The sequence below is a fragment of the Aminobacter sp. AP02 genome (genome assembly GCF_003148805.1).
Classification (GTDB): domain Bacteria; phylum Pseudomonadota; class Alphaproteobacteria; order Rhizobiales; family Rhizobiaceae; genus Aminobacter.
The window spans coordinates 131,167-146,105 of record NZ_QGGX01000011.1 but is presented as its reverse complement, the minus strand read 5'-3'; the positions used below and the strand labels follow the sequence as shown (position 1 = coordinate 146,105).

General features: G+C 62.5%; 16 protein-coding genes. 8 read left to right on the top strand and 8 right to left on the bottom strand.

Features of this window, described 5'->3' with window-relative positions; genetic code table 11:
- Positions 1-12: 12 nt before the first annotated feature.
- From C8K44_RS16005 to C8K44_RS15990, 4 genes are all read right to left on the bottom strand, one after another.
- Positions 13-1,089 carry an HlyD family secretion protein gene (locus C8K44_RS16005; protein ID WP_109576793.1) on the bottom strand — a complete coding sequence of 359 codons (1,077 nt, stop codon included), beginning with the start codon at positions 1,087-1,089 and terminating at the stop codon, positions 13-15.
- Between the two features lie 6 nt (positions 1,090-1,095).
- Positions 1,096-2,652 (bottom strand): MFS transporter, encoded by a 1,557-nt coding sequence (locus C8K44_RS16000; RefSeq protein ID WP_245417510.1) that lies wholly within the window; start codon positions 2,650-2,652, stop codon positions 1,096-1,098.
- 138 nt (positions 2,653-2,790) lie between these two features.
- Positions 2,791-3,234, bottom strand: coding sequence for a MarR family transcriptional regulator (locus C8K44_RS15995; RefSeq protein WP_109576792.1), 444 nt, complete (start codon positions 3,232-3,234; stop codon positions 2,791-2,793).
- A 153-nt stretch (positions 3,235-3,387) separates the two neighbouring features.
- Positions 3,388-4,056, bottom strand: coding sequence for a metalloregulator ArsR/SmtB family transcription factor (locus tag C8K44_RS15990; protein ID WP_109576791.1), 669 nt, complete (start codon positions 4,054-4,056; stop codon positions 3,388-3,390).
- Between the two features lie 132 nt (positions 4,057-4,188).
- Between C8K44_RS15990 and C8K44_RS15985 the strand changes: the two genes are divergently transcribed.
- Together C8K44_RS15985 and C8K44_RS15980 are read left to right on the top strand one after the other, a co-directional pair.
- Positions 4,189-4,668, top strand: coding sequence for a DUF2938 domain-containing protein (locus tag C8K44_RS15985; RefSeq protein WP_245417504.1), 480 nt, complete (start codon positions 4,189-4,191; stop codon positions 4,666-4,668).
- A 92-nt stretch (positions 4,669-4,760) separates the two neighbouring features.
- Entirely contained in the window at positions 4,761-5,099 is a 339-nt protein-coding gene (locus C8K44_RS15980; RefSeq protein WP_109576789.1) for an ArsC family reductase, read from the top strand.
- On the opposite strand, the gene C8K44_RS15975 is transcribed toward C8K44_RS15980, so the two are convergent.
- Positions 5,091-5,999 carry a LysR substrate-binding domain-containing protein gene (locus tag C8K44_RS15975; RefSeq protein ID WP_109576788.1) on the bottom strand — a complete coding sequence of 303 codons (909 nt, stop codon included), beginning with the start codon at positions 5,997-5,999 and terminating at the stop codon, positions 5,091-5,093. The genes C8K44_RS15980 and C8K44_RS15975 overlap by 9 nt on opposite strands.
- A gap of 93 nt (positions 6,000-6,092) precedes the next feature.
- On the opposite strand from C8K44_RS15975, the gene C8K44_RS15970 reads away from it, so the two are divergent.
- The gene (locus C8K44_RS15970; RefSeq protein WP_109576787.1) at positions 6,093-6,302 is read left to right on the top strand and encodes a hypothetical protein; all 210 of its coding nucleotides are present in this window, start codon (positions 6,093-6,095) and stop codon (positions 6,300-6,302) included.
- Positions 6,303-6,342: 40 nt separating this feature from the next.
- Here C8K44_RS15970 and C8K44_RS15965 read toward each other — a convergent pair whose 3' ends face one another.
- A complete protein-coding gene (locus C8K44_RS15965; RefSeq protein WP_109576786.1) occupies positions 6,343-6,753 on the bottom strand; it encodes an MAPEG family protein in 411 nt (136 codons plus the stop codon).
- Positions 6,754-6,912: 159 nt separating this feature from the next.
- Here C8K44_RS15965 and sbmA point away from each other — a divergent pair, with 159 nt between their 5' ends.
- Entirely contained in the window at positions 6,913-8,190 is a 1,278-nt protein-coding gene (gene sbmA, locus C8K44_RS15960; protein ID WP_109576785.1) for a peptide antibiotic transporter SbmA, read from the top strand.
- A gap of 162 nt (positions 8,191-8,352) precedes the next feature.
- On the opposite strand, the gene C8K44_RS15955 is transcribed toward sbmA, so the two are convergent.
- Both C8K44_RS15955 and C8K44_RS15950 read right to left on the bottom strand, forming a co-directional pair.
- Positions 8,353-9,351, bottom strand: a complete 999-nt coding sequence (locus C8K44_RS15955) for a polysaccharide deacetylase (RefSeq protein WP_109576784.1) — start codon at positions 9,349-9,351, stop codon at positions 8,353-8,355.
- A gap of 331 nt (positions 9,352-9,682) precedes the next feature.
- A complete protein-coding gene (locus C8K44_RS15950) occupies positions 9,683-10,072 on the bottom strand; it encodes a GNAT family N-acetyltransferase (protein ID WP_109576783.1) in 390 nt (129 codons plus the stop codon).
- A gap of 747 nt (positions 10,073-10,819) precedes the next feature.
- On the opposite strand from C8K44_RS15950, the gene C8K44_RS15945 reads away from it, so the two are divergent.
- The 4 genes from C8K44_RS15945 (at position 10,820) to C8K44_RS15930 (ending at position 14,900) form a co-directional block, all read left to right on the top strand.
- Positions 10,820-11,485, top strand: coding sequence for a tetratricopeptide repeat protein (locus C8K44_RS15945; protein WP_109576782.1), 666 nt, complete (start codon positions 10,820-10,822; stop codon positions 11,483-11,485).
- A 10-nt stretch (positions 11,486-11,495) separates the two neighbouring features.
- Positions 11,496-12,932 (top strand): ribosome biogenesis GTPase Der, encoded by a 1,437-nt coding sequence (gene der / locus C8K44_RS15940; protein WP_109576781.1) that lies wholly within the window; start codon positions 11,496-11,498, stop codon positions 12,930-12,932.
- Positions 12,933-13,061: 129 nt separating this feature from the next.
- Positions 13,062-14,249: a cell wall hydrolase gene (locus C8K44_RS15935; RefSeq protein ID WP_109576780.1), complete on the top strand. Its 1,188-nt coding sequence runs from the start codon at positions 13,062-13,064 to the stop codon at positions 14,247-14,249.
- Between the two features lie 240 nt (positions 14,250-14,489).
- Entirely contained in the window at positions 14,490-14,900 is a 411-nt protein-coding gene (locus tag C8K44_RS15930; RefSeq protein ID WP_109576779.1) for an AtpZ/AtpI family protein, read from the top strand.
- Positions 14,901-14,939: the final 39 nt, after the last annotated feature.

Below are 14,939 nucleotides of genomic sequence, written 5' to 3'. Positions count from 1 at the left end.
CGAAAGTGGACTTCAGCGCGCCGCCGCTTCGGCCGACGGCCTCGAGTTCGTTTCGAGGCTCACCACCACCGACATGCCGGGCGACAGCTGGTCGGCTATCGCCTGGCCCGGATCGATGCTGATGCGAACCGGCAGGCGCTGCGCCACCTTGGTAAAGTTGCCAGTGGCGTTGTCGGGTCTCAACACGGTGAATTCCGAGCCGGTGGCCGGGGCAAAGCGCTCGATATGCCCAGTCAAGGTCGCATGGCCGAGGGCATCGACGGTGAAGGTCACCGGCTGTCCGACCTTCATGTTGGCCAGCTGGGTTTCCTTGAAGTTGGCAACCACCCAGGTGCGTTTGGGAACCAGCGCCATCAACTGCGTGCCCGGTGCCACATATTGGCCGAGCCGTGCGCCCACTTCGCCGAGCCGTCCGTCTTCGGGCGCCAGGATGCGTGTGTTCTGGAGGTCGATTTCGGCGAGATGCACGGCGGCCTCCGCGCCGGCGACGGCCGCCTCCAGCGACTGGCGGCCGACGATGGTCGACTGCAGGTCCTGACGCGAGACTTCGGCCGCGGCTTCTGCCTGGCTGTTGGCGGCGCGCGCCTGTTCGAGTGCCGTGCGCACCTTGTCGGCTTCGCTCAGAGTCGACACGCCGCGTTCAAGCAGCGGCTCGATCCGGCCCCAGCTCGACTGGGCGTTGTCATAGGCGACCTTGGCGGAGCCAACTTGCGCCTCTGCCGACTTGACCCGCGCTTCGGCCGAATGCCGCTGCTGTTCGGAATTGGCGAGCGCAGCCTGCTGCGCTGCCAGTGTCGCGCGTGCCTGCGCCAGCTTCTGTACAAAGATGCGATCGTCGATCTGCACCAGCAACTGGCCCGCCTTGACGTCCTGGAAGTCCTGTACCGTCACCTGTGCGATGTAGCCCGAAAGCTGGGGCGCGAGGATGGTCGCCTGGCCGCGGACATAGGCATTCTCGGTGACCACGACAGAACTCGTGAACGGCGGCAATTGCCAGACATAGAGGATCAAGGTCAGCCCGGCGATGCCGAGCGCGATGGCCAGCAATGTGCTGGCGGAGCGGAGCAGGCGGAGACTTTTCGTAAGCATGGTGGTTCACGCGGTAGCTGGGAGTGGGGGCGCGGCCATCTTGTTGCGGATGGCGACGATGGCGATGTGGGCAATGAGCAGGAACAGCAGTATGAGCGCGATCGCGGTGATCAGCATGAAGGCGTCGTTATAGGCGAGCACATAGGCTTCGCGCGTCGCCTGCTGCGACAGCAGGACCAGGCCCTCGGCGTTCACCAGCACCTTGTCCGTGATGACCTTGGAGTAGGCGCCGCCGAGCTGGGCGACACGTTGCGCCACCAGCGGGTCAGTCAGCGCGATGTGTTCGATCAGCACATTGTGGTGGAATTGCTCGCGGATCGTAACGAAGCTGGTGAACACGGCCGAGCCCAGCAAACCGCCGAGGCTCTGCGTCGCCAAAAAGACGATGATGAAGCTCAATATGTAGTTGGGGCCCTTCTTGAGTGCAGACATCAGTCCGCTCTTCATGGCGGGGGGCAGGATAAGCGCGCCGGCAAAGGCGATCAGGAACTGGCTGTAGTAGACCTGTTCCGGCCGCGTCAGGTTGGTGGCGCGACTGTCGAGGTAAGCGCCGACGGCAATCATGATCAACGCTGCGATATGGATGCGCTCCTCCTTGCCGTGCTTCATCAGTGCGGCACAGGTCATGCCGCCGGCGACGGATGCGACGAGGATGACTCCGTAGACCGAGCGCGTCTGGTCGTTGGTCAATCCCAAGGCCTGGAAGAGGCTGGAAGCCCCGAGCGCCTGTTCCGACAGCACCAGCCGGAACATCAGCAACACGCCGGTGAAATGCAGGATCGGTGGGCTCGCCAGCCAGCGAATGTCGAGAAGCGGGTTCTTGCGGTTGAGCTCGATGACGGCTGCAACGGTGATGCACACCACCGCCAACGCTAAAAGCATGCCGATCCACGGCGCTTCCAGCCACCAGTAAAGTCGCCCGAGCACCAGGACGATCGCGGTCGAGCCGAAGCCGACAGCAATCAGCAGGTAGCTGACCACGTCGAGCTTCTCGATCACCTTGGCGCGCGGCTGCGGTGCCAAGGGCAAGGCATAGACAAGCGCAAAGGCAACCATCGCCATGCCGAGTTCGAACATGGTTACGGCATGAAACCCGCCAAGGTCGAACAGGGCAGGGGAGATCAGTCGCGCCAGCGGCGCGCTCAGCGTGATCGAGGTCAGCGCCATCGGCAGCCCGATATTGAGCTTCTTCTCCGGCGGGAACGACTCCAGCATGTAGAGGAACGCCAGCGACGACATCGGCGCTGCCGCGATGCCGCTCATGAAGCGCACGATCAGCGCCGACGGCAGATCGCGGATGAACAGATTGAGCACGCAGGCGATGACGAAGCCGAGGATGCTGAGTTCGGCAAAATTGCGCAGGCCGTATTGCGTCCTGATCTTGATCAGGGCCAGCGACAGCGACACGTTGGGCGCCATGTAGGCGGCAACCAGCCAGGTCGTTTCGTTGACGGTCGCGCCGATCGTGCCCTGTATCTGGGGGATGTTGGCGGCAACGAGATTCATGCCGAGCCCCTGCGCCAGGCCGAGCATGACCGAAGCACCGACATAGGCCGCGGCCATCAGTGGCGGCTTGGGGACGAAGGCCGGTGGGGCGGCAGGCGCCTGCGCTTGCGACTCCGGCGCGGCATCTGGTTGCGGCGGTTCCGCGGTCTCGTCGCGGCCTTCTTCGGCATCAGCTTGTCGTTGCATCTCGGCCACTCAGTCCTCGGCGGCCTCGCCGATGTTGCGGCTCAGTATGCCGAGAACGCGCGTCGCGCTTTCGATGTCGGCGTCGTCGACGCCGGCAAGCACTTGGCTGCGCAGTTCTTCGACATAGGTGACCATGCCGTCGGTTTCGCGCCGCGCGGCAGGCGTGAGAAAAATCCGCTTGGCGCGGCGGTCGTCGTCGGTGGTGCAGCGCACCACCAGCCCCTTCTTTTCCAGACCGTCGAGAAGCCCCACGAGTGACGGCTGCTCGATATGCATGAGCTCGGCGAGTTCGGCCTGGGTGTCGCCTTCGCGTTCTGCGATCTGCATCAGCAGCCGGGCGCGTGCCAGGGTCAGCCCGCGCTTCTTCACCCGTGCGTCGAACATCGTCCGCAGCTTGCGGTTGACCTTCAGCAATTCATCGAAGAATGCGCTCTTCAGGGCGTCGGCGCTCATCGCATTTCCTATCGCTTAGGATGAATATCATTAGGCTCCTATGTAATTTGATCGAATGCGTTTGACAAGCGCATTGGACCTAGTCCCTTCGTCCTAGGTCAAGCAGAGCAGCTCGACGCATGTGCCGACACCCGCGGTGATGGCTTCATAGTGTTATGATGGGTCCGAATACGCCTCGACAGGTAGTCCGGCGGCCTTCCATTCCGGGAAGCCGTTCGCCAGCCGGCGTGCCTGCAGGCCCTTCGCATGCAAGGCCGCGATGGCGTCCAAGGAAAGAAGGCAGTAGAGGCCCCGGCAATAGGCTACGATCTCCTGGTCTGCCGGAAGTTCGGCGAACCGTCGCTCGAGTTCTTCGGCCGGAATGTTGATCGCGCCCGGCAGATGCCCCAGCGCGTATTCTTCGTGCGAGCGAACGTCGAGCAAGGTCACGCTGCCTTCCTGCATCCGCGCCAGCAACTCTGCTGGCGAGATCGCTTCAAGCGTCTCGCGCCGGCCGATGCCGTCCGCCACGAGTTGGCGCATCTGCGAATGATTGCACTCCGCCTGCTGCCTGAGCGCCGAGAGCAGGGGCAGGATCGGCCCGTTTCCCAGCCTGTACAGCACATGCTTGCCGTCTCGTCTCGTTTCCACGAAACCAGCACGCCTGAGCTGCTGCAGATGCTGCGAAGCGTTGGCGACGGACAGGCCGCAAAGCTCGGCCAGTCGCTCGACCGAGCGCTCGCCCTGGGCGATATGCTCGAGCAGCATCAGCCTGTGGCTGTTGCCAAGCGTGCGAGCAAGTTCGGCGGTGTCGGCGAAGATCCGGGTTTCTGCTGAGGTCATTGACTCTAACCTATCATTCCTCCATCAATCATTCAATTAAGTTATTGAATGATGCGCAAGCCAGCAGGCGGCATGGAGCCGCCTTCGGTGCGCCATCGATGAAAGCAGGTGGGTGAAGTGCTGGAAGTCCTTGTGTACGCGGTATTGATCGGCACCGGCGCAACGATCGTGATGGATCTCTGGGGCATCCTTTCGAAGCTCCTTTTTGGCATCCCGGCGCTCAACTTTGCGATGGTCGGGCGCTGGATCGGCCACTTCCCGCGCGGACGCTTCGCGCATGACGCAATCGCGAAGGCGTCGCCTGTTCGCGGCGAGCGCGTCATCGGCTGGAGCGCGCACTATGCCATCGGCATCGTCTTCGCAGGTCTCCTGCTCACGACCTGGGGTATCGACTGGGCGCGTAACCCAACATTGCTTCCGGCGCTGATCGTCGGCGTGCTGACGGTCGCAGCGCCATTCTTCATCATGCAGCCTGGCATGGGGGCCGGCGTCGCTGCGTCGAAGACGCCAAGGCCCAACGTCGCGCGGTTGCGCAGCCTGCTCACCCACACCGTCTTTGGCTTCGGCCTTTACGTGTCGGCCCTGCTGCTTGCCAAAACAGGCGTCATATAGGAAGCAAACCGCATCTGAATTGGCCGAGTCGGAACCCACCGCTGGCCTGTCGCGCGGAGGCGAACGTGCCCACCACCCAGAACCTTCCGACCATGTACGGCATCAAGAACTGCGACACGATCAAGAAGGCGCGCACCTGGCTCGAAGGCCGCGGCGTGCCCCACGATTTCCACGACTACAAGGCCGTCGGCATCGATCGCGAGCGGCTGGAAAAGTGGGTCAAGGAGTTCGGCTGGGAGACCGTGCTCAACCGCGCCGGCACAACCTTCAAGAAGCTGCCCGACGCCGACAAGGCCGACATCGATGCCGGCAAGGCCATCGCCCTGATGCTCGCCCAGCCCTCGATGATCAAGCGCCCGGTGCTCGATCTCGGCGATCGCCGCATCGTCGGCTTCAAGCCCGAGATCTACGACGCGGCCTTCTCAGGCTGATCCGAACCGCGCCATCGTCGCGGCGATCTCCTCGCTCAGCCAGCCGGAGAAATCCCTGACCTTGCGCGGCGGCCGCTCGGTCGCCGATGTCACCAGGTAGTAGCCGAGCCCGCTCGCGACCGTGATGCCGAACGGCGCCACCAGCCGCCCGTCGGCAAGCGCATCGGCCGACAACAGCTGCCAGGCCAGTGCCACGCCCTGGCCGGCGATCGCCGCGTCGATGCCGAGGATCGGGTCTGTGAAAGCGGGCCCCGCCGGCAGGATCGGATAGGGCCTCAGCCCCGCCGCCTCGAACCAGCGCTCCCAGCTGATCATCGTGCTCTCGTCGGCGATGACGGGCAGTTGTGCAATGTCGCACGGCGACTTCAGTCGCGAGGCCAGCGCGGGCGCGCAAACCGGAAACACCTCCTGCGCCAGAAGCAGTTCGGCGCGGACGCCTGGCCATTTGCCGTCGCCCATGCGGATCGCGAGATCCACGTCTGAATGGTCGAGATCGACAAGTCCGGTCGAGGCGTCGATCCTCAGCTTGAGGTCGGGAAAGCGCTGGTTGAAGCGGGCGAGCCGCGGCACCAGGAAGCGCGAGGCGAAGGCCGGCGCCACCGATACCACCAGCATCTTGGAGTTCGCCTCGTCGGCAAGGGTGACGGCGCGCGAAATCTCCTGGAACCCCGCCGTCAGCCTGGCGGTGAACGTCACGCCAAAAGCCGTTAGCACCAGCCCCGACCCGCTGCGCCGAAAGATCGCCCGGCCAAGCTGCCGTTCGGTGCGCGTGATCTGCTGGCTTACTGCGCTCACTGAAACGCCCAGTTCCTCGGCTGCCTTGACCAGCGAGCCGCCACGCGCCACGCTCTCCACTGCGCGGAGCCCGTTGAGATGGACGCGGTTCAGGTTGGAATTCAAGATTTTCTAAACTCTAGCCGGCATGTTCTTGATTGAACGAAGTGTGATTGTAGCGATTTTGGAGTGAAAGGATCAACGCCTCGGAGAAAGCAAATGAAGATTTTATCAAGTTTGCGCGGCCTGCTGAGCACCCCATCATGCACCACTGAGTCCGAGCGCGAGCGCTTCCTCGGTTGGATGCGCGATCCACTGTCCCACCCCGATATCGAGCGCATGGATGCCCGCGAGCTCGGCGACTTGCCGCTCAATCCGGGGTTTCGTCGCGCTGCACCCGTTCTGGGCGAGAGAGCCTGCCGCGCCTAGCGCACGACCCCGAATATCGATTTTTCGGAAAGGATCTTGCTCAAGCAAGAAGCAGCAGGATGGCATGCCCGAGCACGCCAAGTGCCGCTGCCGTGAGCGTCAGTATGCTCAGGCCAAATCCAGTCGCCCGCTGCCATAGCTGGCCGCGCTCATGGGTGAAATGCCAGGCATGCACCGCGCGCCCGAAGGTGAACGCAGCGCCCAGCACGTGTATCGCCACGGCAGGTGCGCCGAGTGCCGCTGCGAGCCCAAGCAGGATCAGCATCACCGGCACGTTTTCGATCGCGTTGGCATGACCGCGCATCGTGCGGCCGAGATGCTCTATCCCGCCGTCGCCAATCAGCACCATGTGCTTGCGCCTGACGAGCGCCGTCGCCATCGTCAGCCACAACAGGATGAAGGCATTGAGCGCGGCGTAAAGCCCGGCCGCGGCATAGGCTGACTGGTTCATGTCCCACGTTACCTAACTGTAATCTGCAAAAGCCGAAAATCGCCATGATCGGGCGCGCAATGCAATATGTGCGGGCAGTCGGGGATTCCCATTGGCCGCGAAGTGTGACTTCATGCGGCCAATTGCATATACCCCCGTCTCCGAAAGGAACCCGGAACCGTGTTCGTATCCTTCTTCCCGCAGCCGAAGCTGTTTTTTTCCTCGGCTGCATTGTGGAGCCTGGCGCTCGTTCTCTTTTGGTTCTTTGGCGGGGCACAATTGGGCGCTTTGTTTGGCTTGCCGCCGGCGGCCGCGGGTGCACCCCCGATCATCGGCATTACCGTGTTCCTGTCGGCGCCGTTCTTGTGGTTTTATGTCTACTACATCGTCGGCGTCCTGCTCTTCTACGCCTTCTGGCGCTGGTACTCGCCGCATCCCTGGCAACATTGGTCGATCCTCGTCACCTCGGTCATCCTGTTCCTGATCTACTTCAACGTTCAGGTCAGCGTCGCCGTGAACAATTGGTATGGTCCCTTCTTCGACTACGTTCAGGGCTTGATGGGCGGCACCACCAACTCGACCAATGCCGAGTTCTACGCCGGTGCTGCGAGCTTCGCCTGGCTGGCGCTGATCGGCATGAACGTCTCGGTCGTCAACGCTTATGTCGTCCAGCATTGGATCTTCCGCTGGCGCACCGCCATGAACGACTACTTCATGCAGAACTGGAGCAAGCTTCGCCACATCGAAGGCGCTTCGCAGCGTATCCAGGAAGACACCATGCGCTTTGCCCAGATCATGGAGGATCTCGGGTCGAGCTTCGTGGCGTCGATCATGACCCTGATCGCGTTTCTGCCTGTGCTCATCGAATTGCAGAAGCACATCACCGAGCTGCCGATCATCGGCGCCGTGCCGCAACCGCTCATCGTCGCCGCTATCGGCTGGTGCTTTCTCGGAACGGCCTCGGTCATGCTTGCCGGCATCAAGCTGCCGGGCCTGCAGTTTCGCAACCAGCGTGTCGAGGCGGCCTACCGCAAGGAACTGGTCTATGGCGAGGATCACGCCGACCGCGCCCAGCCTGCGACCACCAAGGAGCTGTTCGGAAATGTGCGCCGGAATTATTTCCGGCTTTACGCGCACTACATCTACTTCAACGTTGTCCGCTACACCTATCTGCAGGCCGACAACATCTTCTCCTTCATCATCCTTGGACCGTCGATCGTCGCACACAAGGTCACGCTTGGCCCGATGAACCAGATCTCCAACGCCTTCAGTCGCGTAACGGGTTCGCTGCAGTTCCTGCTCAATTCCTGGTCGACCATCGTCGAGCTGCAATCGGTGCACAAACGTCTTCGCGCATTCGAAGCAACGCTCGCCGGCGAGGCACTGCCGGAGATCGACCAGCGTTACCTCGAGCGTAAGAAGGCGGGTGTTGAACCTGAGAGCGAAGCTATCGGCTGATCGGAATTGGGTCTCTCTAGTGGGAAGCCGCCGCCAACGGGCGGCCAGGGTCCAGCACCTGGCCTTGCCCACTGGCTCTGGCGGCGCACTTCACGCCGCCGGGCTTGCTGCGGCTAGCGTTGCTCGTTGCAGTTTCGGCGTTGAATTGGGATCGTTTGCTGTTCACCCGCCGGTCTGCACCGGCGCCGTCTCGTGGCGCCGCGCGACATAGTCGGCGTAGCTGATGCACTCGACGTCGGATTTCACGCAGACCTCGTTGGCGAAGCGTTCCAGCGCCTTCCAGTAGGCACCGTCATTCATCAGCGTGAAGTGAAAGCCGATCTGCAGCGGAATGCGCTCGCCCGCATATTGCTTGTCGAAGACCGACCGAAACGCGTCATAGGCGCGGGTTTCGTATTTGGCGGCCTCGTCCGGCTTGTCGACGCCGCCGGAATGGCGGACGAACAGATTGTAGTCCATTGCGATGACGCGCTTTTCCGACGGGCCTTCGGGAATCAGCGGCAGGGCAAATTCCATCATGCCGCCGTCGCGTCTTGGCTCTTCTGGTCCACGCGACACGCCGCTGGCGTTGTAGGCAAAACCTTTGTCGCGCAGCGCCGCCGTCAGCCCCTTGCTGTCGGAAAGATAAGGCGCGCGGAAACCCGACACCGACGCTGCGATCTTGGACCATTGCGCAGGCTCGGGTGAAATGCCGTTGATCTTGTAGGCATCGCGCATGATGGTCGAAAACGCGTCGAACTCCTTGGTCCACTCCGCCTTGCTCCATTTGCCGCCATCAAAATGGCCACAGGCGTGGCTTGCGATGTCGTGACCCTCGGCAGCGGCGAGGTTGATCTGGCCGAGTCGGTCGACCACCTCCTGCTTGTCCATGGCAAAGCCGACATTTGACTTGCCGGCAGATTTTCCGGGCGCGACGTATTCGCCTCGCGTTTCGCGCGAAAGCAAGAACACACAGGACAGAAAATAGGTGAAGCGCGCACCCGTGCGGGCGGCCAGATTGCGGCTGCGCTGCCATTGCGCCACGTCATGGGCGCCGTCGAACGAGATCAGCACCACCTGCGGCTTCTTGACGTCCTCGACCTTGGGGGCAGGGGCGGCCATCGCAGGAAGGGCGATCAGCGACGCGGAAAAAAGGGCACTGAGGCGAAGCGCTTTGGACATGTCTGGGGGGCTGCTGCACAATTTCGAGGGATTTGGTGACGTCAGGCGGTAGCGGCCAAATGTGGCATGTCTACGCTGGCTGGGGAATGCGGCATGAGGCAGCCGACTTTTTTGAGGCAAGTGTTGGGATGGCCGTGTCGATCGGGCAGCGGCACCAACGGTAGCGATTGCGCCGTGGGCGTGGATAGCTTGTCCACGCTCTGCGATTTTCTTGATCGGTTCGAGCAGGATGCAAAAGCTCAGCTCTTTATCGTCTCATGGTGAGCCGGCACGACACACCCGTTGCGCTGACGATTTGAGCAAACTCGAAAGCGGACGACAGGCGCTGTTGCTACTTCAAGGCGATGAGTCCGGCGTCGGTAGGGCGGAACCCGCAAGCGTCGAAGTAAAATGGCCGCAGGTGCGGGTCAAAATCCACATGGAGCCACTCGCAGCCGGCTTCTTTCGCCCGACCAACCGCCTCCCCTATAAGGGCCTTTGCAATACCCTGGCGTTGGAAGGCAGGCGGCACGATTGTGTCCAGAACAAATGCGTGGACCCCGCCATCCCACGCGACGTTCACGAACCCAATGAGCTTCCCCGAACGACGGGTACACACCCAGCCGAGGCTGAAGCGGTTGACCTGTGACCACCAATCGTCAGCGAAGACTCGATGCTCGAAGCACTCGGCATGAAGAGCATTGACCTCAGCGTTCTCGAACGCTCCACGCCATTCGGTCATGTACTCGGAAGGCCTGGACCCTTGCGGTGATGTTAGCTCCATTCGCGCGATAAGTCGGCAACTTCGTTCTGCGTCAAGGTGCGCCAACTCACGTAGCGTCGCCAAAGCCGCGCACAAACAGGGACGTGCGAAGGATCGCAACCTTTAAAATCGGCCTCAAGGCCGTTCAAATGTCACCATCTGTCACCATCCTGCGTGGATAGACGGCACCGGTTTTTCCACGCCCTCGAAACCCGCCGTATCATCATCTGGCGATCTTCCACGGGACTCCGGTGCGCACCGGGTGTCGGAGGGAAGCGTCGGTGCCGGGCTGGTGGGAGGTCGGTTCTCCCACTGGGTGATGAGCCCCCAAGCCCGGGCCTTGCGGCGGCTGGCGGTGCGACAAGCACTGAGGCGACTGAGCGGGGCAAGAACACCGGGCGGGGCGCGAAGGTTCGCGCCACATACAAACTATCGGAAGGCACGGCCTCGCGCCCCGCTTCCCGAGTTCCTCATCCTGAGCTTGTCGAAGGATGACAATGGCCCGACCGGCAACGGGGCGTGGCGGTGAATAAGTGTGGCTACTTCTCCCCGTGCATGAGGAGAAGGTCCCGGCAGGGGGATGAGGGGCGGCCACCCTCTCCCCTTAAGCGGGGCGAGGAACTACCCCGCCCACCGAATTTCCGCCCCGCCCCCTTCCATGCCGGCGAAATTCCGCTAAAACGCAGGCTCAGAACGGGCCCCGAGGGGCAAAGGTGGTTGGATAGTATGTCGGACGACAGTTTCTTTCGTGAGGTGAACGAGGAAATTCGCCAGGAAAAGGCGAAGGCCCTGTGGGACCGTTATGGCCCCGCAGCCATCGTCCTCGCCGTGCTGGTCGTCATCGGCACCGGGCTGTTTGTCGCCTGGGAATATTGGCACGAGAGCAGTGCCAACCAGTCCGGCGATCAGTTTTCGCAGGCACTCACCCTCGCCAACTCCGGCAAGGCCGACGAGGCGCTTGCCGCTTTCGACGCGCTGGAAAAGGACGGCTACGGTGCTTATCCGCTGCTGGCCCGCATGCGTGCGGCAACCGTCCAGGCCGACAAGGGCGACTTCAAGGCCGCTGTTGCCGGCTTCGACGAAGTTGCCGCCGACACCTCTATCCCGGCCGTCATTCGCGACATTGCGCGTTTGCGCGCAGCGCTGCTCCTGGTCGACCACGGCTCTTATGCCGACGTGTCGAGCCGCGTCGAGACGCTGACCAACGACACCAACCCGCTGCGCCATTCGGCCCGCGAAGCGCTCGGTCTTGCTGCCTGGAAGGAAGGCAAGCTCACCGACGCGCTCAAGCTGTTCGAGCAGATTTCCTCCGACGACGGCGCGCCGCGCAACGCGCGTCAGCGCTCCAACCTCCTGGCCGAACTGATCCGCGGTTCCGGCAACGCGTCGTGATGCGGGCCCGATGGCTTTCAAGATCGCGATAATCGGCCGACCGAACGTCGGCAAATCCACCCTCTTCAACCGCCTGGTTGGAAAGAAGATCGCCCTTGTCGACGACACGCCCGGCGTGACGCGCGACCGCAGGGTGCATCCGGCCAAGCTCTACGATCTCGTCTTTGATGTCATCGACACGGCGGGCTTCGAGGACGCAGGTGCTGCGACCTTGCAGGGCCGCATGCGGGCGCAGACCGAGATCGCCATCCGCGAAGCCGACCTCATCTTCTTCATGGTCGATGCCAAGGCCGGCCTGACCCCTGACGACCGTACCTTCGTCGAGATCGTTCGCCGCTCCGGCAAGCCGGTGGTGCTCGTCGCCAACAAGTCCGAGGCGCGCGGCGCCCAGGGTGGCGCGCTCGAGGCATGGGAGCTCGGCATTGGCGAACCGGTGCAGATTTCGGCCGAGCATGGCTTGGGCATGCCCGACTTGCGCGATGCCGTCGTGGAAGCGCTCGGCAAGGAACGCGTCTTCGCCGATGACGAGGACGATGCCGAAGATGTCGCTGAAAGCGACGTTCTGATCGGCGAGGACATCGCCGATCCCGACGCCGAAGACGTCCTTGCCTATGACGAAACGAAGCCGCTTAGGATCGCCGTTGTCGGCCGCCCCAACGCCGGCAAGTCGACGCTGATCAACGCATTGATCGGCGAGGAGCGCCTGCTCACCGGACCCGAAGCTGGCATCACCCGCGATTCGATTTCGGTCGACTGGGACTGGCACGGCCGCAGCATCAAGATGTTCGACACTGCCGGCATGCGCCGCAAGGCCAAGGTGCAGGAAAAGCTCGAGAAGCTGTCGGTACAGGACGGCCTGCGTGCCATCCGTTTCGCAGAGATCGTCATCATCGTGCTCGACGCGACGATCCCTTTCGAAAAGCAGGATTTGCAGATCGCCGATCTGATCATCCGTGAGGGCAGGGCACCCGTCATCGCCTTCAATAAGTGGGACCTCATCGACAACCCGCAGGAAGTGCTCGCCGAACTGCGCGAGAAGACCGAGCGGCTGTTGCCGCAGGCGCGCGGCTTGCAGGCCGTGCCGATGTCGGCGGAAACCGGTCGCGGCCTCGAAAAGCTCATGGATGCGGTGATGAAGACCCACCGCGTCTGGAACAGCCGCGTGTCGACCGGCAAGCTCAACCGCTGGCTCGAGGGCATCCTTGCCCATCATCCGCCACCCGCGGTTGCCGGGCGCCGGCTCAAGATCAAGTACATCACCCAGGCAAAGACCCGCCCGCCCGGCTTCGTCTTGTCCTGCTCGCGCCCCGACGCGATGCCGCAATCTTATGTGCGCTATCTCGTCAATAATCTGCGCGAGGCCTTCGACATGCCCGGCGTGCCGATCCGCATGGCGCTTCGCACCTCCGACAACCCGTTCGCCGGACGCGCCAAGAAAAAGCACTGAGAAGTTCAAGGGGCTCGCATCATGCGGGCCCTTGCCACATTGCCGCAGCATTGCGCGCGTTAACGCTCCATCAAGGTTAATGCATCATTTTTCTCTCCAGTAGGGTGTGTTGCGTCCTGGAGAGTTTCCGTGCATCGACGAGTTGTGAAGCGGCGGTTTGCTGCTGCCCGCGAGGGTAGACGTTCGATCCTGGCGCCCGCCGTCGTCGGGCTCGGAATCTGGCTCGGCTTTCCCACCGTCGCCGCCTATCAGGACATGACCAGCCTCGTCTCCGGCCTTGAAGGACAGGGCACGCGCTGGAGTTCCTATGTCGAAAAATCGGCAGCCGGCTCGGTCCATGCCGCCGAAATGCCCTTCGTGGACGGCATCATCACTGGGCCGATCTCGGGTTCGGGTGTCAAGATCGCCGGTGTCGGCACAGTCTCGTTTAGGGGCAAGAAGTTCGGCGCCGCCGATGTGCCTGACGAAGATCGCATCGTCCGCGTCGACAAGAAGAGCCGCATCGTCAACATCTCCAGGGTCGCCCCGCCAAGGAATTTCACTGCCGGCTCGGTGTTCGAGCGCACCAGTTCGTTGCTTCACCCGGCACTCGACAGCGGCCTCAAGCTGACCTTTGCCAAGCCCGACATCAAGGGCAAGGAAGTCCAGATCGCTGCTGCTTTCCACGTCAAGGAAACCAAGAAGCAGATCTCGCCGGGTGTGCCGGCGATGTTGGCGTCCTTGGTCAATAACGACAATGCCGACGTGCTCGCCACCGCCTATGCGCCGGCCGAGCCTGACTACGCCAGGGCCTCGCCATTCGAAGCGCTGCTTGGCAGTGACGACCAGGCCAATGGCCGTTTCATCCCGCCGATGGGGAAGGGCGATCATTGGTGGCTTGCCAACCCACTGCCGGCCAGCGTGTTCTCGAAGGCCGAGCAAGCGTGCCTCGCCACCGGCATCTATTTCGAAGCGCGCGGTGAGTCGCTGCGCGGCCAGGCGGCCGTCGCACAGGTCATCCTCAACCGCGTCCGCAACCCGGCCTATCCCGGCAGCATTTGCGACGTCGTCTACCAGAACGATGGCTGGTTCAATCGCTGCCAGTTCTCGTTTGCTTGCGACGGCATCAAGGACCGGGTCACCAGCCCGTCGCACTACAAGACCGCGCAAGACATCGCCATGGCGGTAACCGCCGGCAAGATCTTCATCCCGGAGGTCGGTTCATCGACCCACTACTACGCCAACTACGTCAATCCGGGTTGGGCGCGCGGCATGAAGAAGATGACCAAGATCGGTCTGCATATCTTCTATCGCACCTATGGCGGCGGCTGGAGCTAATCGTCGCCGAGACCGGCTCTTCGGGTCGGGCGAGTCATCGATTGGGCGGGGATTCGGCACCTGATCGCCGGCTGGAGTCGCGGGCAGGATGTCGCACTTCGCCAAGATGCTGATTTTCCTAACTAAAATACTTAGTTAGATGGGTGTCTGCGTGGCTTGACGGGCACCCACCCTCTAACTATGTTGCCGGCGACTTTGAAGCGGACGAACGGATACGCTCGGACCGGGCGGGAGTTTGCAATGGCCAAGCCATCAGGGCCGGGCGAATCTGGCAACGACCGGCCTGAAAATCGAGACGAAAACGACCGACGCGACGATGAACTAGAGCGCCGCCGGCTCAAGCTTGAAGCAACTCTTGCGACAAGACGCCCGGCAGGCCGCGAAGGGGAAAAGGGTACAGGGTCGAATGGTGTGACCGGCTACGGCCAGGCGCTCAAGCTGTCCAGCGAGTTCATCGCCGGGATCGCGGTGGGTGTCGGTCTGGGTTGGATCATCGACCGGTTGGCAGGCACGTCGCCTTGGGGCTTGATCGTGTTCCTGCTGCTCGGCTTCGGCGCCGGTGTGCTCAACGTCCTGCGTTCTGCGGGAATGGTTACCGAAGCCGGTATCAGGTCGGCCGACAAACGGCCGGACGGACCGGAAGAGAAATAGCAGCGCTGCAAGGCGCAATTTAGGCGAAGGGGGGCCAAC